This window comes from Wenzhouxiangella sp. AB-CW3 (assembly GCF_014725735.1).
Lineage (GTDB): Bacteria > Pseudomonadota > Gammaproteobacteria > Xanthomonadales > Wenzhouxiangellaceae > Wenzhouxiangella.
The window spans coordinates 607,515-626,589 of the sequence record NZ_CP061368.1; the positions used below are offsets into that span (position 1 = coordinate 607,515).

The following is a 19,075-nucleotide window of genomic DNA, read 5'->3' on the forward strand; positions in this document are numbered from 1 at the left end:
GCATGCCCTGTCGACAACTGGGCCGGAGCGGGCCGGAAGTTTCGGTGCTGGGCCTGGGCTGTGCCAGCTACTGGGCTCACCCGCACTTCCCGGAGCCGGAGGCCCGGGCCGTGCTGGCCAGCGCCCTGGAAGCCGGAATCACGATCTACGATACCGGCGCATCCTATGGCAACGGTCTTGCCGAACGGCGCCTGGGGCGTTTCCTGCGCGAACTGGATGTCGAGGTCGACAACCTTGTCATCGCCACCAAGGCCGGCACCGTGCGTGACAACCGGGGCCGGTTGACCAAGGACTTTCGACCGCGATCGGTCGTCGATCAGCTCGAAGACAGTCTCAGACGCCTCAAGCTGGAGCGGGTCGGGCTGCTGCAATTGCACGGCCCCGAGGTCAGTGACCTGAGCGATGAGTTGTGTTCCACCCTTGAGAAGCTTCGTACTGCTGGCAAGGTGGAGAGGCTGGGCATCAACGGGTTCAGCCCGGTCATCGAGCACGCGATCGGACAAGCGCCATTCGACGTGGTCATGCCGTTCCTGTCCGTGGTCGAGCCGGCCAACACGGTGCTTGCCCAAAGAGCGGCCGAGGCCGGCCAGGGCGTGCTCGCCGCCGGCCCCCTGGCCCGCATGAGTTTTCGTCCACCGCTGGGGAACTGGCTGACCCGGCGTGCCGGTCTCTGGTACCTGGCTCGCGCCCTCTACAACGGTCCCGGCGCCTTCCTGCGCGCCCGCCGCATAGGCCGGGCCCTGACCCACCCCGGCTGGACCCCCGCCCAACTCGCCATGGCCTGGACCCTCGAACAACCCGGCATCACCGCCGCCATCTTCGGCACCACCCGCCCCAAACACGTCCAAGAACTGGCAAAAACCGCCAACCACCCCCTACCAGAACAAGTCCGCCAAAACCTAACCCCTAACACCTAACACCCATCACCTCCCCACAGCCAGCACCCCATCCAGCAACCTTCCAAGGCGACCATCGAAGCCCGCCCTTCACACTTCACACTTCACACTTCACACTTCACACTTCACACCTAACACCTAACACCTAACACCTAACACCTAACACTTCCCCTCAATCCTTCAACCGCTTGTACTTGATCCGCCGCGGCCCGGCCTGATCACCGCGCCGGCGCTTGAGGTCCTTCTCGTAGTCGGTGAAGTTGCCCTCGAACCATTCGACATGGGAATCGCCTTCGAAGGCCAGCACGTGGGTGGCGATGCGGTCGAGGAACCAGCGATCATGCGAGGTCACCAGCACGCAGCCGGGGAAGGCGAGCAGGCCTTCTTCCAGGGCGCGCAGGGTTTCGACGTCGAGATCGTTGGTGGGTTCGTCGAGCATCAGCACGTTGGCACCTGAGCGAAGCACCTTGGCCAGGTGGACGCGGTTGCGTTCGCCGCCGGAGAGCTGGCCGATACGTTTCTGCTGCTCCGAGCCCTTGAAGTTGAAGCGGCTGGCGTAGGCACGGGCCGGGATGCGGTAGTTGCCGACATGGATCTCGTCGGCGCCGTCGGAAATTTCTTCCCACACCTGCCGGTCGTCGGAGAGGCTGTCGCGCTTCTGGTCGACGTAGCCCAGCTCGACGGTCTCGCCGACCTCCAGCGTGCCGCGGTCGGGCTGTTCCTGGCCGGCGATCATGCGAAACAGGGTGGTCTTGCCGGCGCCGTTGGCGCCAATGATGCCGACGATGGCCCCCGGCGGCACCTTGAAGCTCAAATCCTCGATCAGCAGCTTGTCCTCGAAGCCCTTGTACAGACCATTGGCCTCGATCACCTTGTCGCCCAGGCGCGGGCCGGGCGGAATGTAGATCTGCTGGGTTTCGTTGCGCTTCTGGACTTCCTTGGAGTTGAGTTCCTCGAACTGCTTCAGGCGGGCCTTGGACTTGGCCTGGCGGCCTTTCTGGTTCGAGCGCACCCATTCCAGTTCGTGCCGGATTTCCTTCTGGCGGGCCTGCTCCTGTTTCTCTTCCACGGCCAGGCGGGCTTCCTTCTGCTCCAGCCAGGAGGTGTAGTTGCCTTCAAACGGAATACCATGGCCCCGATCCATTTCCAGGATCCAGCCGGCGACATTGTCGAGGAAGTAGCGGTCATGAGTCACCGCCATGACGGTCCCGGGGAATTCGTCCAGGAAGCGTTCCAGCCAGGCCACCGACTCGGCATCGAGGTGGTTGGTGGGCTCGTCGAGCAACAGCATGTCAGGCTTTGACAGCAGCAGGCGACACAGCGCGACGCGGCGGCGCTCGCCGCCGGAGAGCACGTCGACCTTCGCATCCCAGTCCGGCAGGCGCAGGGCTTCGGCGGCCACTTCCAGCGTGCGGTCGATCTCCCAGCCGCCGGCGGCATCGATCTTGTCCTGCAACTCGGCCTGCTCGGCCAGCAGTTCGGTCATCTCCTCGTCGCTCATTGGCTCGGCGAAGCGATCCGAGATTTCGTCGAAGCGCTTGAGCATGTCCCGCAGTTCACCGACGCCGTCCATGACCGTCTCGCGCACGGTCTGGCCCTCGGGCAGTTCCGGTTCCTGCGGCAGGTAGCCGATGCGGATGCCTGGCTGCGGCCGGGCCTCGCCGTCAAACTCCTTGTCGACGCCGGCCATGATGCGCAGCACCGTCGACTTGCCCGCCCCGTTGAGACCCAGCACGCCAATCTTGGCGCCGGGGAAAAACGACAGCGAGACATCCTTGATCAGAGTCCGATTGGGCGGCACCACCTTGGAGACGCGGTGCATGGTGTAGACGTACTGGGCCATTGTTGCTACTTCGGTTGGGTTGGTAACAGTGGGTGGATGTGGGGGCGGAGATGGCGGATTGCCAGGTGGGGATAGTGTGAAGTGTGAAGGGGCGGGCTTCGCTGGCTGTCTGGGCAGGTTGCCGGGTGGGGTGCTGGTTTTGGGAGGGGGAGAGGGGTGTTAAGTGTTAGGTGTTAGGTGTTAGGTGTTAGGTGTTAGGTGTTAGGGGGGAGGGGCATCTCATTGATTCTTAACACTTAACACCCTAACACCCTAACACCCATCTCCTCCTCCCACCGCCAGCACCCCATCCAGCAACCCGCCGAAGCGGCCAGCGAAGCCCGCCCCTTCACACTTCACACTTCACACTTCACACTTTAAACTTGTATCCCTTTCGACCCGGACCTCTCCCATGCACATCCTCGTCACCGGCGGCGGTGGTTTTCTTGGCCAGGCGATCGTGCGGCAGTTGCTGGATCGTGGCGATACGGTTTCGGTCATCAACCGCTCGGCCTATCCGGAGCTGGAAGCGCTGGGTGTGACCTGTCACCGTGGTGATATCAGCGATCCTCAGGCCGTGCTGGCTGCCAGCGAAGGGGTCGATGCGGTCATTCACGTCGCCGCCAAGGCCGGACCCGGTCTTTATGCGCCTGATTTTGTTGCGGCCAACGTGGAAGGCACCCGGAATGTGCTGGCGGCCTGTCGTCAGCATGGTATTGGTGTGCTGGTGCATACCTCATCGCCCAGTGTGGTGCATGCCGGTGGCGATATCGAGGGTGATGACGAATCGCTGCCCTATCCCGATCACTTCCTGGCGCCTTATCCGGCCACCAAGGCGGCTGCAGAGCGCATGGCGCTGGCGGCCAGCGATGAGCGGCTGAAAGTCTGTGCGCTGCGCCCCCACCTGATCTGGGGCCCGGGTGACAACCAGTTGCTGCCGCGCCTGATCGAGAAGAATCGCAGCGGGCGCTTGCGGGTGCCGGCACCGGAAAAGCTGATCGATACCGTCTATATCGACAATGCGGCCCGGGCCCATGTGCTGGCGCTGGACAATCTCTGCGGCGAGGCCACGGCAGCCGGCAAGGCGTACTTCATTTCCAATGGCGAGCCCTTGCCCGTCAGGGACATTCTTACGCGCTGGATGGAGGCCTACGGCGAGACGCCGCGCATTGGCACGGTACCCAGGCCCGTGGCCATGGCGGTGGCGACGGTGGCCGAGGGCATCTGGCGCCTGCTGCGCAAGCGCAGCGATCCGCCGCTGACGCGCTTTGTGGTGGAGCATCTGGCCACTGCCCACTGGTACGACCTCAGCGCCGCCAGGCGCGATCTGGGCTATCGGCCCGAGGTAAGCATCGCCGAAGGGCTCGAGCGTCTGGCTGCCGCAGCAGCAACAGCGCCGGGTCAGGAAGAGGCCCCGTAAAGGATCACCTGCTCCGCCAGCAGCCACAGCCCGATGATACTGAACAGAATCGCACTGGCCCAGTGAAACAGCCGGTGTGGAATGCGTCGCTCCAGTTTCCACCCGGCCCAGATGACAGGCAGATTGACCACGATGCCGCCGGCGGCCGCTCCCAGGCCCACTTGCCAGGCCGGTTCGAAGGCAATTGCCAGGCCGATGGTGGCCAGCTGGCTCTTGTCGCCCATTTCCATCACGACAAAGGCGATCAGCGAGGTCACAAAAGCGCTGTGTGCGCCGACTCTGACGCTGGCAGTGTCGGAAGGTCGGGCGCGTGACAAGACTGTCCAGGCGGCAATCAGCAGAAAGCCGATGGCAACCACCGATTTCAGGAGACGGTCCGGAATGAAGTGTTCGATCCAGGCGCCGCCAAAGGCTGCCAGCAAGTGCATGACGATCAGCGCACAACTCATTCCGGCGGCTACCGCCACCGGTCGGCGAAAGCGGCTGGAAAGCATCAGGGCCAGCAACTGGGTCTTGTCGCCGAGCTCGGCGATGGCGATGATCGCCATGGCGATGAACAGGGGTTCCATCAGCCTCGTCGTATCCGGCTGTTGATTCGTTCGATGAGGGAGCGGTCGAGCAGGTGACGGTCGGCCGGGTCGATGGCTTCGTATCCGCCGTACTTGAGCTTGATCCAGCTGTTGTAGTCAATTCGGCGCATGTATTGAAAAAGCCGCTGACTGATCGGGTGCCAGCCCTCTCGTTGAATGACCGCCGTGCCCAGGTCGACAATGAAGGGTTGGCCCTGGGCGTCGACCATGACATTCTGACGACTCTTGAGATCGCCGTGAGCCACGCCGCGGGAATGCATCTGCCGGATCAAGTCGAGCAGTTGCCGGAAGAATTCCGCTGGATCGGACAGTGTGGCCTGCTTGAGCGGTTCAGCCTGAAGGCGCTCCAGGACCAGGTAGTGCCCGTGGTAAAGCCCGAAACAGCGAGCGAAACCGCCGATACCGCTCAGACGCTGATACGCACGGTGCTCGCGTCGCAAGCCGGCAAGTGACAACCAGCGCCTGGGTCCGTGCCCGACGGGTGCTTTGACCACCAAGGCTCTGTCCGGCGTATCGACCTGCACGATAATTCCCTGTGTGCTTCGGGCAATAACCCGGTAGCGATCGGGTTCGAAATCGGCAAACAGGGCCTCAAGCTCGTCCGGCTGAGGGGTAGCGGCGCTCATGTGGCAATCATAGCGGATCACCCGGGACAGCAGACCGGCGTTGTATCAAAGCGCGATAAACCTGGCCCGCAGGGCTCGAAAATCGGGGGATTGAACCCCACAATACGCACATTCATCCATTCCGCTGGGGATTGAGTCATGCCGATCTACGAATACCGTTGCCAGTCCTGTGGCCACGAACTTGAAAAGCTGCAGAAAATGTCCGATGAACCCCTGGTCGATTGCCCGGCCTGCGGGCAGCCGGCGTTGAACAAGTTGGTCTCGGCGGCCGGTTTTCGCCTCAAGGGGGGCGGCTGGTACGAGACCGACTTCAAGAAGGACGGCAAGCGCAACCTGGCCGGCGATCCCGGCGGTGGGAGCGAGACGAAGAAGGATTCGAAAAGTGACAGTGGATCGTCCGCCGGCGGCGGCGAGAAGTCGTCATCCGGCAAGAGCGAATCGACCGGGAAGGCAGCCTGATGCGGACACAGCTTTGCGGAGAAGTCAACGAATCCCTGGCCGACCAGATCGTGGCAGTCTGCGGCTGGGTCAATCGCGCGCGTGATTTTGGCGGGCTGATCTTCATCGGTCTGCGCGACCACGCCGGCGTGCTTCAGGTGGTGGTCGAGCCGGACAACGCCGAGATGTTCGCCGTGGCCGAAAAGCTCCGCAACGAGTATTGCGTGCGGATCACCGGCAAGGTGCGCATGCGCCCGAAAAGCCAGTGGAACACCGACATGGCCACCGGCAAAGTCGAGCTGCTGGCCGATACTGTCGAATTGCTCAATGCCAGCGCGCCGCTGCCGCTGCTGATGACCGACGAAGATGGCGAGGAAGTGCGGCTGAAGTACCGCTACCTCGACTTGAGGCGCGAGCGGCTGCAGAAGAACCTGCGTCTGCGCGCCCGGCTCAACAGCGCCATTCGCGCCAGCCTGGAATCCCAGGGCTTTGTCGACACCGAGACCCCCATCCTGACCCGCGCCACGCCCGAGGGCGCGCGCGATTACCTGGTGCCCAGCCGCGTGCATCCGGGCAGCTTCTTCGCCCTGCCGCAGTCGCCGCAGATCTTCAAGCAACTATTGATGATGAGCGGGCTGGATCGCTACTACCAGATCGCGCGCTGCTTCCGCGACGAGGACCTGCGCGCCGACCGCCAGCCCGAATTTACCCAGCTCGACCTGGAGATGTCATTCGTCGAGGAGGCTGACGTACAGGGCGTGGCCGAAGGGATGATCCGTGACGTGTTTGCGCGTGTGCTCGATGTCGAGCTGCCCGATCCCTTCCCACGCATGAGCTGGGACGAGGCCATGGCCCGTTACGGCTCAGACAAGCCGGATCTTCGCATCGACATGGAACTGGTCACGATCTGCGAGCAGGTGCGACATGTCGAGTTCAAGGTCTTCTCCGGCCCGGCCAATGACCCGGCCTCGCGCGTGGCCGCGCTCCGGGTGCCGGGGGGCGCGCAACTGTCGCGCAAGCAGATCGATGAATACACCGAGTACGTGGGCCGTTACGGCGCCAAGGGCCTGGCCTGGATGAAGGTCAATGATGCTGCTGCCGGACTGGAAGGCGTGCAGTCGCCAGTCGCCAAGTTCCTTGACGAGCAGGCGGTTTCCGGCGTTCTGTCGGCCACGGAGGCGGCAGACGGCGATATCGTCTTCTTCGGCGCCGGGTCACGACAGATCGTCAACACCTTTCTCGGTGCCCTGCGCCTGAAGGTCGCGCGTGATCTCGAGCTGGTCGGCGAGGGCTGGAAGCCGCTGTGGGTGGTCGACTTTCCGATGTTCGAGTACGACGAGGAAGATCAACGCTACTACGCCCTGCATCACCCGTTCACCGCCCCGGCCGTTGCCGATGCGGGCGCACTCAAGGCCGATCCGGTGGGTGCGCTTTCGCGGGCCTACGACATGGTGCTCAACGGTGCCGAGATCGGCGGCGGTTCGATCCGTATTCACAACCCCGAGTTGCAGCAGGCGGTGTTCGACGTGCTCGGCATTGAAGAGCAGGAAGCCAAGGCCCGTTTCGGGTTCCTGCTCGAGGCCTTGCGCTACGGCTGCCCGCCGCATGGTGGCATTGCCTTCGGCATCGACCGCATCGCCGCACTGATGGCCGGTGAGGATTCGATCCGCGAGGTGATCGCCTTTCCGAAGACGACCACGGCCGGTTGCCTGCTCACCGGTGCGCCGGCGGCGGTCGAGGGCGATCAGCTCGACGAGCTGCGCCTGAAGCTGAAACCGGTCGGTTGAGAGGTGAGCGTGGTGGCATGAATCGCAAGGTCATCCTGGTTCACGGCCTCTGGTACGGTCAGCTCGGGCTGACCCTGCTCAGACGTCGCCTGGTCCGGGCCGGCTTTGACTGCCACGGCTTTTCCTATCCCACGATGCGGCGGCCCCTGGCCGCCAATGCCCGATCCCTGTACGAGTTTGCCCGTCGTTTCGACGACGGGCCGGTCGATTTCGTCGGTCACAGTCTCGGCGGGCTGGTGATTCTGCGCATGCTCGACGAATTCGGTGGCCTGCCGCCGGGGCGGGTGGTGTTGCTGGGCTCGCCGGTCAGGGGTTCTGCGGTGGCCAGCGAGGCGGCCGACCTGCCGTTGATCCGCCCGCTGGTCGGACGAGCGAAAAACGCGCTGGAGTACGGCTATCGTGCCGCACCGGCTGACCGTGAAACCGGCGTCGTCATGGGCACCGGCCATGTCGGGGTGGGGCGGCTGTTCAAAAGCCTGGAAACCCCCAGCGACGGCGTGGTCGGGGTCGAGGAATGCCGCCTGGAGGGCGCCACCGACGAACTCGTCCTGCCCGTCACCCACACCGGTCTGGTGACCTCGCGTCAGGGAGCCGAGGCGGTTGCCCGCTTCCTCGAGAGCGGGCGTTTCGGGGGTGACCGGGCTTAGGTATTCGACTTCGGGGTCTGTTACGGCCGGGGTATCCACATCGGTTCAATGTGGTGGCCAGATCCTCGGTGGACATATGGATTTCGTCGCCCCGGAATCGCCGCAGGCGATATCCGGGGCCTCGCACGGTGCGGCTGGCTCGCCGTCAACGATAGTCGCATGCCGTGCAAATGTCAGGCGTGCGAGATCCCGGCTCGGAGCCTGTCCCGGACCTGATCCGGGAGCCGGGACGACAGGGGTACAGATGCGTTCGCGCCGACGGCCTAAACGCATCGGGACGACGGGGGAGTAGCCCCGTCGTCCGAATCTGTCTCAATCCCACGGATTGCAGTCATACCCCGCCACTCGAACCAGCCGGTCGGCTTCCACGACACCGGTGCCCAGGCCCGACTCAGTGAAATCGTAGCCCAGCAGCAGCGTGTTGCAATCCAGCGCCTCGATGGTCATCCAGCCAATCGGAATGCGTTCGATGTCGGCATCGTCGAACACATCAGGGCCGAAGCCGAAGAACTCGCCGCCGACCAGGTATTCCATTTCGAGGTCGACGAAATCGAAGCCCGGCTCCATGCCGCCGGTGTTGCCGGCCACCCAGGCCGGTTCGCCGTCGAGGTAGGTGAAGAACAGGGCGAAGGCGTAATTGGTGTCGACCTGGTTGACACGATCGTACTGTTCCCCGATATGCAGCACCAGGCCGCTGGAAGGAATGCCCTCGATGGTGTACTGGCCGGACATGCGCCCGTGCAGGGGCGGATATTCGAACTGGGGGGGGTCGAGTTGTGGCAGGTAGGGCTCTACGTCGATCAGCACACTGTCGATGGCGCCGGGATCGAACGGGTGCCAGCTCAATTCCAGGGTGAACCAGTCGTTGTAGTCGTCCAGGGTGAACTGTGTTTCATCGTCGACCGACACGGGATCGACGGCCAGCATCCAGGTGCGCCCCTGCCGGCTGACGTAGTTGCCAGTCGCGCCGATATCGCCCACCGCCGGTTTCCCGATCAGCTGCGAGCGGTGCCAGGCCACTTCGACAATGCCGGCATCGGCCCAGACTTCGGGCACCAGCACGTCTCCGTCGCCGCTGAGCTGGCGCATGCGCACCATCACCACGGAGTGGCCGGGGTCGTGACAGCCGACGCGCCAGACCGTGATCCGCACCCGCGCATCCGGGGTGTTCGGGTCAATGGTCGGTGCCCAGATGGTGCGGCGGTGGATCACGTTCTCGTCGGAAACTGGACCTTCTGGCAGCCACAGCGAAATGCAGCCGGGTGGAAACGGCGAATTGAGGTCGGTCAGTACGTTGATCTCGCCGGTGGCAAAGGACTTGCTGGCCAGAAATACCAGCAACAGCGGTAACAGTCGGCGCATGGTCGGACTCCCGGTTGATTCTGGGCCTGATTGTAGCGGGCCGGGCTGAGTGGCGGCTGAATGGGGCGCCGGCGGGCTGGCGGGGGCGCGGAATTCAGGAGTCGGTGCCGTTCCCCGTCACCCTCCAAACCCGTCGCCCCGGACTTGTTCCGGGGCCTCGCACACATCGGCGGGTACGGCGGTGAGCCCAGTCCTCAAGTCGTGCAGATTCCCCGCGTGCGGGGTCCCGGATATCGCCTGCGGCGATTCCGGGACAACATGGGGGCGTCCCGTCTCGGTGGCCCCGCCCCATTTTCCGTCTTCCCTCTACCCGACCAGCCCTCCCGCAACCCCCTTCGTCAAACTCCGACGTTAGGTTAAAATTCCACGTTTGCCAAACTATTCAGAGGTTCCAACTCCCATGGCCGGTCACAGCAAATGGGCCAACATCCAGCATCGCAAGAAGGCGCAGGATGCCAAGCGCGGCAAGATCTTCACGCGCCTGATTCGTGAAATTTCGGTGGCCGCGCGCGAGGGCGGCGGCGATCCGGAGGCCAATCCGCGCCTGCGCCTGGCCATCGACAAGGCCAACGGCGCCAATGTGCCCAAGGACAATATCGAACGCGCCATCAAGAAAGCCACCGGCGAGCTCGAGGGCGCGGCCTACGAAGAGCTGCGCTACGAGGGCTATGCGCCCGGCGGCGTGGCGGTGATGGTCGATTGTCTGACCGACAACCGTAATCGTACGGTCTCGGAGGTTCGCCACGCCTTTACCAAGCATGGCGGCAATCTGGGCACCGACGGGTCGGTGGCGTTTCAGTTCGAAAAGCGCGGCGTGATCACCTATGCGCCGGGCACCAGCGAGGACAAGGTCATGGAGGCCGCGCTCGAGGCCGGTGCCGAGGATATCGTCACCGACGATGACGGCTCGATCGAGGTGCTCACCACGCCCGAGGAGTTCGAAGCCGTGCGCGACGGCCTCAAGGCCGCCGGACTGGAATTCGAGCAGGCCGAGGTCACCCAGCGTGCCGACAACCTGGTCGAGGTCGATGTCGAGACCGGGCGCAAGGTGCTGAAGTTTCTCGACGTGCTCGAGGATCTCGACGACACCCAGGATGTGTGGTCGAACGCGGATATTCCGGCTGAGGCTTATGACGAATAAGCGTTCAGGGTTCAGGGTTCAGGGTTCAGGTGAGTTTGCCCGAAACGCGAACGGCAGCCTGGCTGGGCGATGAGAATTCTCGGCCTCGATCCCGGCTCGCGGATTACCGGTGTCGGCATCATCGAGGACGGGCGGATGGTGCATGCCGAGGCGCTGAAGCTCGGCGGCGGGCCCATGCCCGAGCGGCTGGGTCTGATTTTTGACGGGGTGCGGGAGCTGGTCGATCGCTACCAGCCCGTCGTGGCCGCGGTCGAGACCGTGTTCATGAGTCGCAACCCGCAGGCGGCGATCAAGCTGGGTCAGGCCCGTGGCGCGGCGATCTGTGCCGCGGTCAGTTGCGGGCTGGAAGTGCATGAATACGCACCGCGCGCGATCAAACAGGCGATTGTCGGGCGCGGCGGGGCGGCCAAGGAGCAGATCCAGCACATGACGCGGGTCCTGCTCAAGCTCAAGGTCGATCTCGGCGAGGATGCATCCGATGCCCTGGCCGTCGCCCTGTGTCATCATCACACCGCACAAACCGCTTCACGTCTGCCTCCGGGAGTCACTTTGCGATGATTGTTCGCCTGTCCGGTACATTGATCGAACGCCAGCCGCCGGCGCTGGTGATCGACGTTCAGGGTGTGGGCTACGAGGTCGAGGCCCCGCTCAACGTGTTCGACCGCCTGCCGGCCGACGGCGAGCCGCTGACCATACTCACCCACCTGGTGGTGCGCGAGGATGCCCAGATTCTCTACGGCTTCTTAAGCGAGGCCGACCGCAAGCTGTTTCGCGAGTTGCTCAAGGTCTCGGGCATCGGGCCGCGACTGGCGCTGGCCATTCTTTCAGGTGTCAGTGGCGAAGATTTCGCCCTGATGGTCGAGGCCGGCGACGCCCAGGCCTTGACGCGCCTGCCGGGCATCGGCAAGAAGACCGCCGAGCGGTTGATCCTGGAAATGCGTGGCAAGGTGTCCGACCTGGGCGAGGGTGCGGCAACGACCGGTGCCGGCGGTGATGCCTCCGGCGAGGCCCGCGCCGCCCTGACCGCGCTGGGCTACTCCACCGCCGAGGCGTTGAAGATGGTCAAGGCCGTGGCCGATCCCAACCTCTCGCCGGAGGCATTGATTCGCGCTGCGTTGAAGAAGAAGATGGCCGGGTGATGGACGAGCGACTGGTCACCGCCGATACCGACAACGAGGAAGCCCGCATCGAGGCCAGCCTCAGACCTTCGCGCATGGCCGAGTACATCGGTCAGCCGGCGATGAAGGAGCGCCTGGGCATCTACCTGGAATCGGCCCGCGCCCGGCACGAGGCGCTCGATCACGTGCTGATTTTCGGCCCGCCGGGGCTGGGCAAGACCACCCTGGCCAACGTGATCGCCGCGGAGATGGGCACCAACCTGCGCCAGACCTCCGGCCCGGTGCTCGAACGCGCCGGTGACCTGGCCGCCATGCTGACCAATCTCGAGCCGGGTGACGTGCTGTTCGTCGACGAAATACATCGCCTGAGCCCGGTGGTCGAGGAAGTGCTTTATCCGGCCATGGAAGACTACCGCATCGACATCATCATCGGCGAGGGGCCGGCGGCGCGTTCCATTCAGCTCGACCTGCCCCGCTTTACCCTGGTGGGTGCGACCACCCGCGCCGGGTTGCTGACCTCGCCGCTGAGAGACCGCTTTGGCATCGTCGAGCGGCTGGAATTCTACGATGTGGAGGAGCTGGCCCGCATCGTGCTGCGCTCGGCCAGCATACTTGATATCGAGACCGACAAGGCCGGTGCTGCCGAGATCGCCCGGCGCTCGCGCGGCACGCCGCGCATTGCCAATCGCCTGCTCAGGCGGGTGCGCGATTTCGCCCAGGTGCGTGCCGACGGCCATATCACCGAGGCCGTGGCCGCCGACGCGCTGGAAATGATGCAGGTCGATGCGCGCGGATTCGACAGCATGGATCGCCGGCTGCTGAAAAAACTGGTCGAGGATTTCGGCGGCGGGCCGGTAGGCGTGGAAAGCCTGGCCGCCGCCCTTTCGGAAGAACGCGGCACCATCGAGGACGTCATCGAGCCGTACCTGATCCAGGAAGGCTATCTCATGCGCACCGCGCGCGGGCGCATGGCCACGGCCACCGCCTGGCGCCATTTCGGGCTCAATCCGCCCGATGCTGCGGTCGGCGACCTGTTTGCGGATAACGGCTCGTCCGACAAATGACTGCTGTGTTTCGCTACCGTGTCTACTGGGAAGACACCGATGCCGGCGGCGTGGTCTATCATGCGCGCTACCTGGCATTTTTTGAGCGTGCCCGCTCGGACTGGTTGCTCGAACTCGGCTTTCCGCAGGTCGAGATGCGCGAGCGCGACAACCGGCTGTTTGCCGTCAGCCGGATGGATATCGAGTTTCTCCAGCCGGCGAAGCTGGAGGATGAACTCGAAGTCACGGTTGACGTCGAACAGTTTCGTGCCGCCACGATGATATTCGGCCAGCACATGTTTCGCGATGATGGCCAGTTGCTGGCCCGCGCCTCGGTGCGCGCGGCCTGCCTGGCTGCCGACAGTTTTCGCCCGGCGCGCTTTCCTGCACGCCTGCAACAAGCCTTGAAGACTCTGATAACGGAATGACTCAATGAACGGTGAATTGCAAGTCTGGGACCTGATCATGGAGGCCGGTCTGCTGGTGCAGGGCGTCATGGCTCTGCTTCTGCTGGCCTCCGTTGCCTCGTGGATGGTGATTTTCCAGAAACGTCAGATGCTGGCCCGCGCCGAGTCACGGGCGCGCAAGTTCGAGGAAAGCTTCTGGTCCGGAGCCGACCTGATCAAGCTCTACGACAAGGTCGCCGGTGATCGGGCCGGGCGCGAAGGCATCGAGGGCATTTTCGAATCCGGCTTTCGGGAGTTCACACGCCTGCGTGAGGAGAAGCGGCTCGGTGCCGATGCCCTGACCACGGGTGCCCAGCGTGCCATGCGTGTCACCCTGACCCGCGAGATGGACCGCCTTGAGCACCGCCTGAGCTTTCTTGCCACGGTCGGGTCGGTCAGCCCCTACGTGGGACTGTTTGGTACGGTCTGGGGCATCATGAACTCGTTTCGCGGCCTGGCCGGGGCCCACCAGGCCACCATCGCCATGGTCGCACCCGGTATCTCCGAGGCGCTGATCGCCACGGCCATGGGCCTGTTTGCCGCCATTCCGGCAGTGATCGCCTTCAACAAGTTCTCCAACCAGGTTGAGCGTCTGGAAGTGCGTTACGACAACTTCAAGGAAGAATTCGCAACCATCCTGCATCGCCAGGCGCGCCGCCTCGAGGAGCGGGGCGCGGCATGAGTGATCAGCCCTACATCCGGCGCCGCCGGCGGCAGATGTCGGAAATCAACGTCGTGCCGTATATCGACGTGATGCTGGTCCTGCTGGTGATTTTCATGATCACCGCACCGTTGATGAACCTGGGCGTGGAAGTCGAGCTGCCCACCGGGCAGGCCGAGCCGCTGAGCGACCAGGGTGATCCCCTGCTGGTCACGGTCACCCGCGAGGGTGATCTGTACCTGGATACCGGTGATGCGCCACAACTGGTCGACGAGGAAACGCTGGTCGAGATTGTCGGTGCCATTGCCCAGCGCAACCCCGATGTGCAGGTCAGCGTCAGTGGTGATCGTGATGTGGCCTACCAGCATATATACGGTGCCATGGTGTTGCTGCAACGCGCCGGCGTACCCGCGGTCGGCCTGATCGGCGACCTTGAAGACAACTGAGCCGCCCCGGACACCCGGACGATCGCATGATGAACCGATGGATCAGCCCTGAGCGCAAGCAGGCGATCAAGGACCAGCTCTGGGCGCTGGGCCTGGCGCTGGCCGTGCATGTCGGTTTCGTTTTGCTGTTTCTGGCCGGCACCTGGAGCTGGGAGCCTTTCGAACAGGAAACACCGCCGGTGCGTGTGACCCTGGTCGACATGGGCCCTGTTGTCGAGCAGCGTCGTCAGGAAGAAGAGGCACAGCGTCGCCGGGAGGAACAGGCCGAGCAGGAACGCCAGGCCGAACAGCAACGCCAGCGCGAGGAAGAAGAGCGTCGCCGGCAGGAAGAGCTCGAGCAGCAACAGCGCGAAGAGGAACAGCGCCGCCAGCAGGAGCTGGAGCAGCAGCGCCGCGAAGAAGAGCGGCGCCAGCAGGAAGAGGCTGAGCGTCAGCGCCGTGCCGAAGAGGAGCGTCGTGCCGAGGAAGAACGCCAGCGCCGCGAAGAGGAGCGGCGTCAGGTCGAGGAAGAACGCCGCCGTGCCGAGCAGGAGCGCGAACGCGAACTTGAGGAACTCAGGCGGCAGCGCGAGGAAGCCCAGCGTCGACGCGAGGAAGAAGAGCGCCGCATGGCCGAGATCGCCGAGCGCCGTGCCGCCGAGGAAGAGGAGCGACGGGCACAGGAAGAAGCCGAACGCCTGCGCCTGGCCGAGGAACAAGCCGCTGAAGATGCCCGCCGCGCTACGCTGCGCGAAGAGTATGAATCCACCATTCGGGAATTGGTCCGTCGCAACTGGAATCGCCCGCCCACGGCCCAGCCGGGTGTGCGCTGCGATGTGCGGGTGGTCCAGATTCCGGGCGGGGAGATTATTGACGCAACCATTGTCTCACCGTGTAATGCCGACGACGCCACGCGCCGTTCGATTACCGCTGCCGTATTGCGCGTGGGCGAATTGCCATACAGAGGTTACGAGAATGTCTTTGCCAGAGAAATCGTATTTACTTTCCGTTATGACGGGTAGAAGGCTGCTGCTGGCGGCGTTGCTGGCGCTGCTACTGCTGCCGGCGCTGGCCAGCGCCCAGTTGCGCATCGAGATCGTCGATGGTGTCGAGGGTGCCATGCCGATAGCCGTGGTGCCGTTTGCCTGGGATTCCGAGATGCCCGAACCGTCAACCGGCGTGGCCGAGATCATCAGCGGCAACCTCCACCGTTCGGGTCTGTTCGATCCCATGGAAGAGGCGGACATGATCGATCGTCCCTCCCGCCCGACCGAAGTGGGATTCGGCACCTGGCGGCTGTTGCGGGTCGATCACCTGGTTATCGGCCGGGTCACGGATGCCGAGGATGGTGTCGGCTACGAGATCGAGTATCACCTGCTGGATGTGCACACCGGACGCATTCTGCTTTCACAGGCCCTTCCCGTGGGCGCCGGTGATCTTCGCTTCGGCGCTCACCGGGTGACCGATGCAGTCTATGAGGAGCTCATCGGCACCCCGGGTGCATTCGCCACCCGGATTGCCTACGTGGTGGTTACCGAGCGCGATGGCGATGATGAGTTGTTCGAGCTGGTGGTGGCTGATGCCGATGGCCACAATCCGCAGACCGTGGTTCGCAACACCCAGCCGATCCTTTCGCCGGCCTGGTCGCCCGACGGGCGCGAACTGGCCTACGTTTCCTTTGCCACCGGCCGTTCCCACGTCATCGTCCAGGACATCTTCACCGGCCAGAATCGAACCGTCAGTTCCGATCGGGGCATCAACGGCGCGCCGGCATTCTCGCCCGATGGTCGCTACCTGGCCGTCAGCCTCTCGCGCGGCGGCAGTCCGGATATCTGGCTGATCGACCTGGAAAACGACCGGCGCGAGCAGTTGACCCAGCACTGGACCATCAACACCGAGCCCGCCTGGGCGCCGGAAAGCGGTCGCATCTTCTTCACCTCCGACCGCGCCGGTCGGCCACAGGTCTATTCCATGCAGCGCGATGGCAGCGATGTCCGCCGCGAGACCCGCGAGGGCCGCTACAACGCCCGTCCGACCTTCGGCCTGGACGACCGCAACATGGCCGTGGTCTGGAGCGATGGCAATAACGATTTCCGCATTGCAATCCATGATCGCGAAGCGGAGCATTTGCGTGTATTATCTGACGGTCGGCTTGACGAGTCGCCGAGTTTTGCGCCCAATGGCAGCATGCTGCTGTACGCCACCCGGGAAAACGGGAGGGGTGTGCTTGCGGCAGTTTCCGCTGATGGTCGGGTTCGGCAACGGCTGGTCCTGAGCGAGGGTGATGTCAGAGAGCCGGCCTGGTCACCGATTCTTCGGTAATACGGATAGTTCGAAATAACTCAACTTGCCCCCAAAAATCAAATACCTGCATTCAGGAGGTAGCATGAAGACTGCACTTCGAATTACGGCTCTCGTGATGCTGGCCGCCATTCTGGCCGCCTGCGCGCGCGAGGTCGTGGAAGAACCGGCACCGCCGGAGCCGCCCGCACCATCAGAGCCGACCCCGACAGAAACCGATCGGGTCGACCCACGTGATTTTTCTGACGCCCGCAATCTCGACAATCCCGATAGCCTGTTGAGTCAGCGTGTCATTTACTTCGAATTCGACCGCTCCAACGTGCGCAGCGAGTTCCGTGAAATCGTCGAGGCCCACGCCGAGTACCTGCGCAGCAATTCCAGCGCCCGCGTGATCCTCGAGGGTCATACCGACGAGCGGGGTTCGCGCGAGTACAACCTCGGGCTGGGCGAGCGTCGCGGAAACGCCGTTGACGAACTGCTGCGCGCCGGCGGTGTTCCGTCAGGCCAGATTGAAGTGGTAAGCTACGGCGAAGAGCGCCCGGTGTGTCGTGAAAGCAATGAAGACTGCTGGCAGCGCAACCGTCGCACGGAGATCGTCTACACCGCTCGCTGATGACCGTCATGAAGCGTAACGGATTGTTCAGAACCCTGGTGGTGGTCGGCCTGCTGTCGACCACCCCGATTCTGGTGCAGGCCGAAGACAGCATGCGCCTGGTCTACCAGATGCAGGATCTGCTCGAGGAAGTGCGCGAGCTTCGCGGCATGGTCGAGGAGCAGCAGCGTGAAATCGAGAACCTGCGTCGTCGACAGCGCGATCAGTATCTGGATCTGGATGAACGGCTTCAGCAGCTCGGACGCAGGCCGGCGGCTACGGCCGGGGCTGCCGAAGAGGTCGAGCCCATCCCGCCGGCTCCCGAACAGGTTCCGGAGCATGACCCCGACGATGCCCCCCGTGTGTCTGACGCGCCGGAAGTGCGAGCCCCCATCGACGCCGAAATGGATGTCCGCCCACTGGCCTCCCCCCAGGCGACCGGACCCCGGGATCTGGGAACGCCCACCGAAGACGAACAGGCCGCTTACGACCGGGCCTTCCGGGCCTTGCGGGAAACCCGCTACGCTGACGCCGCCGAAGGATTCTCCGATTTCCTGGCCAGCCACCCGAATTCGGCTTACGCGCCCAATGCCTTGTACTGGTTGGCCGAAACCTATTACGTCACCCGTGATTTCGACACCGCATTGTCGTTCTTCAAGCAACTGCTGGAGCAGTATCCGGGTAGCAACAAGGAAGGCGACGCCCTGCTGAAGATCGGTTTCAGCTACTACGAACTGCGCGAATGGAGCGACGCCCGCGCCGCCCTGGAACAGGTCAGAAGCGACCACCCCGGCACCACACTCTCACGCCTCGCGGAAAGCCGACTGCGCGACATGCGGCTGGCAGGGCATTACTGAACCAGGTTTCAGGGTTCAGCGTTCAGGTTTCAGGGCGGGCTTCGTCGATACCGACGCGGCATTAACGGTTTAGGGGTGTCACCAGCCTTTTGCCGCCATCATGCTCGACTCGAAGCCACCCCTGAACCCTGAATCCTGAACCCTGAACGCTTTCTTCCATGTCCACCGACCAGCGCCTCAAGCTCACCGAAATCTTCACTTCCATCCAGGGCGAATCCGACCTGGCGGGGTGGCCGACGGTGTTTGTGCGTTTGACCGGTTGCCCCCTGCGCTGTGTGTGGTGTGACACGCCGTATTCCTTTCATGGCGGTGAGTGGAAGACGTTTGACGAGATCCTGGCAGCAGTGGCCGAGTCCGGGTGCCGGCATGTGTGCGTGACCGGTGGCGAACCGCTGTCGCAGAAGCGCTGCATTCCGCTGCTCGAGAAGCTGTGTGATGCCGGTTATGTCGTCTCGCTGGAGACCAGCGGCGCGGTGCCGGTAGACCAGGTCGATGAACGCGTTATCAAGATCGTCGACTTCAAGGCGCCGGGTTCTGGAGAGGTCAAGCGCAACCTGTGGGACATCCTCGATCACCTCCAGCCCCACGATCAGATCAAGTTCGTAATCGCCGACCGCAATGATTTCGACTGGGCGGTCGAGCAGGTGAAAAACCGCGATCTCAACCGCTGGCAAGTCTTGTTCTCCCCGGTCTGGGGACAGCTGGAAGCCGGGCAACTGGCCGAGTGGGTAGTCCAGTGCGACCAACCCATCCGCTTCCAGGTCCAACTCCACAAGTACCTATGGGGCAACCAACCAGGCCGATAACCCCCAGAAAAGCACCTAACACCTAACACCTAACACACAATCTCCTCCCCCCCCCGAAGCCCCCCAAACCAGCCCCCACCACCCACCCACCCGCAAG

The 19,075-nt window shown here is 63.7% G+C and carries 21 protein-coding genes; 17 read left to right on the forward strand and 4 right to left on the reverse strand.

Annotation, left to right across the window (positions count from 1 at the left end; translation table 11 throughout):
• The first annotated feature begins 2 nt into the window (after positions 1-2).
• Complete coding sequence (locus IC757_RS02565; RefSeq protein ID WP_223846328.1) at positions 3-917, forward strand: aldo/keto reductase; 915 nt, start codon at positions 3-5, stop codon at positions 915-917.
• 151 nt (positions 918-1,068) lie between these two features.
• Here the strand turns inward: IC757_RS02565 and ettA are convergent, their stop codons facing one another.
• Positions 1,069-2,739: an energy-dependent translational throttle protein EttA gene (gene ettA, locus IC757_RS02570; protein WP_190975840.1), complete on the reverse strand. Its 1,671-nt coding sequence runs from the start codon at positions 2,737-2,739 to the stop codon at positions 1,069-1,071.
• A gap of 391 nt (positions 2,740-3,130) precedes the next feature.
• Between ettA and IC757_RS02575 the strand changes: the two genes are divergently transcribed.
• The gene (locus IC757_RS02575) at positions 3,131-4,138 is read left to right on the forward strand and encodes an NAD-dependent epimerase/dehydratase family protein (protein ID WP_190975841.1); all 1,008 of its coding nucleotides are present in this window, start codon (positions 3,131-3,133) and stop codon (positions 4,136-4,138) included.
• Here IC757_RS02575 and IC757_RS02580 read toward each other — a convergent pair.
• Both IC757_RS02580 and IC757_RS02585 read right to left on the reverse strand, forming a co-directional pair.
• The gene (locus IC757_RS02580; RefSeq protein WP_190975842.1) at positions 4,120-4,707 is read right to left on the reverse strand and encodes a TMEM165/GDT1 family protein; all 588 of its coding nucleotides are present in this window, start codon (positions 4,705-4,707) and stop codon (positions 4,120-4,122) included. The two genes, IC757_RS02575 and IC757_RS02580, sit on opposite strands and share 19 nt — an antisense overlap.
• The gene (locus tag IC757_RS02585) at positions 4,707-5,354 is read right to left on the reverse strand and encodes a protein kinase family protein (protein ID WP_190975843.1); all 648 of its coding nucleotides are present in this window, start codon (positions 5,352-5,354) and stop codon (positions 4,707-4,709) included. The genes IC757_RS02580 and IC757_RS02585 overlap by 1 nt, the downstream gene beginning before the upstream one ends.
• 138 nt (positions 5,355-5,492) lie before the next feature.
• Between IC757_RS02585 and IC757_RS02590 the strand changes: the two genes are divergently transcribed.
• Genes IC757_RS02590 through IC757_RS02600 form a run of 3 tightly spaced genes read left to right on the forward strand, consistent with a single transcriptional unit; the run spans position 5,493 to position 8,226 of the window.
• Positions 5,493-5,813, forward strand: coding sequence for an FmdB family zinc ribbon protein (locus IC757_RS02590; RefSeq protein WP_190975844.1), 321 nt, complete (start codon positions 5,493-5,495; stop codon positions 5,811-5,813).
• Positions 5,813-7,579 (forward strand): aspartate--tRNA ligase, encoded by a 1,767-nt coding sequence (gene aspS, locus IC757_RS02595; protein WP_190975845.1) that lies wholly within the window; start codon positions 5,813-5,815, stop codon positions 7,577-7,579. Before IC757_RS02590 ends, aspS begins: the two co-directional genes overlap by 1 nt.
• A gap of 17 nt (positions 7,580-7,596) precedes the next feature.
• Positions 7,597-8,226 carry an esterase/lipase family protein gene (locus tag IC757_RS02600; RefSeq protein WP_190975846.1) on the forward strand — a complete coding sequence of 210 codons (630 nt, stop codon included), beginning with the start codon at positions 7,597-7,599 and terminating at the stop codon, positions 8,224-8,226.
• Between the two features lie 312 nt (positions 8,227-8,538).
• Here the strand turns inward: IC757_RS02600 and IC757_RS02605 are convergent, their stop codons facing one another.
• A complete protein-coding gene (locus tag IC757_RS02605) occupies positions 8,539-9,588 on the reverse strand; it encodes a hypothetical protein (RefSeq protein WP_190975847.1) in 1,050 nt (349 codons plus the stop codon).
• Between the two features lie 400 nt (positions 9,589-9,988).
• Here IC757_RS02605 and IC757_RS02610 point away from each other — a divergent pair, with 400 nt between their 5' ends.
• The 12 genes from IC757_RS02610 (at position 9,989) to queE (ending at position 18,978) form a co-directional block, all read left to right on the forward strand.
• Positions 9,989-10,729 carry a YebC/PmpR family DNA-binding transcriptional regulator gene (locus tag IC757_RS02610; protein WP_190975848.1) on the forward strand — a complete coding sequence of 247 codons (741 nt, stop codon included), beginning with the start codon at positions 9,989-9,991 and terminating at the stop codon, positions 10,727-10,729.
• 69 nt (positions 10,730-10,798) lie between these two features.
• A complete protein-coding gene (ruvC, locus tag IC757_RS02615) occupies positions 10,799-11,287 on the forward strand; it encodes a crossover junction endodeoxyribonuclease RuvC (protein WP_190975849.1) in 489 nt (162 codons plus the stop codon).
• On the forward strand, positions 11,284-11,868 hold the full coding sequence (gene ruvA / locus IC757_RS02620; protein ID WP_190975850.1) for a Holliday junction branch migration protein RuvA: 585 nt from the start codon (positions 11,284-11,286) through the stop codon (positions 11,866-11,868). The genes ruvC and ruvA overlap by 4 nt, the downstream gene beginning before the upstream one ends.
• A complete protein-coding gene (gene ruvB, locus IC757_RS02625; RefSeq protein ID WP_190975851.1) occupies positions 11,868-12,911 on the forward strand; it encodes a Holliday junction branch migration DNA helicase RuvB in 1,044 nt (347 codons plus the stop codon). The genes ruvA and ruvB overlap by 1 nt, the downstream gene beginning before the upstream one ends.
• On the forward strand, positions 12,908-13,318 hold the full coding sequence (gene ybgC / locus IC757_RS02630) for a tol-pal system-associated acyl-CoA thioesterase (RefSeq protein WP_190975852.1): 411 nt from the start codon (positions 12,908-12,910) through the stop codon (positions 13,316-13,318). The genes ruvB and ybgC overlap by 4 nt, the downstream gene beginning before the upstream one ends.
• 4 nt (positions 13,319-13,322) lie before the next feature.
• Positions 13,323-14,018 (forward strand): protein TolQ, encoded by a 696-nt coding sequence (tolQ, locus tag IC757_RS02635; protein WP_190975853.1) that lies wholly within the window; start codon positions 13,323-13,325, stop codon positions 14,016-14,018.
• The gene (gene tolR, locus IC757_RS02640; protein WP_190975854.1) at positions 14,015-14,443 is read left to right on the forward strand and encodes a protein TolR; all 429 of its coding nucleotides are present in this window, start codon (positions 14,015-14,017) and stop codon (positions 14,441-14,443) included. The genes tolQ and tolR overlap by 4 nt, the downstream gene beginning before the upstream one ends.
• Before the next feature lie 26 nt (positions 14,444-14,469).
• Positions 14,470-15,444 (forward strand): cell envelope integrity protein TolA, encoded by a 975-nt coding sequence (gene tolA / locus IC757_RS02645; protein WP_190975855.1) that lies wholly within the window; start codon positions 14,470-14,472, stop codon positions 15,442-15,444.
• Positions 15,434-16,744: a Tol-Pal system beta propeller repeat protein TolB gene (tolB, locus tag IC757_RS02650; protein WP_190975856.1), complete on the forward strand. Its 1,311-nt coding sequence runs from the start codon at positions 15,434-15,436 to the stop codon at positions 16,742-16,744. The genes tolA and tolB overlap by 11 nt, the downstream gene beginning before the upstream one ends.
• 64 nt (positions 16,745-16,808) lie before the next feature.
• Positions 16,809-17,336 carry a peptidoglycan-associated lipoprotein Pal gene (pal, locus tag IC757_RS02655; RefSeq protein WP_190975857.1) on the forward strand — a complete coding sequence of 176 codons (528 nt, stop codon included), beginning with the start codon at positions 16,809-16,811 and terminating at the stop codon, positions 17,334-17,336.
• Positions 17,337-17,344: 8 nt separating this feature from the next.
• Entirely contained in the window at positions 17,345-18,172 is an 828-nt protein-coding gene (gene ybgF / locus IC757_RS02660; protein WP_190975858.1) for a tol-pal system protein YbgF, read from the forward strand.
• A 158-nt stretch (positions 18,173-18,330) separates the two neighbouring features.
• Positions 18,331-18,978, forward strand: coding sequence for a 7-carboxy-7-deazaguanine synthase QueE (gene queE, locus IC757_RS02665; RefSeq protein ID WP_190975859.1), 648 nt, complete (start codon positions 18,331-18,333; stop codon positions 18,976-18,978).
• The last annotated feature ends 97 nt before the right edge of the window (positions 18,979-19,075 follow it).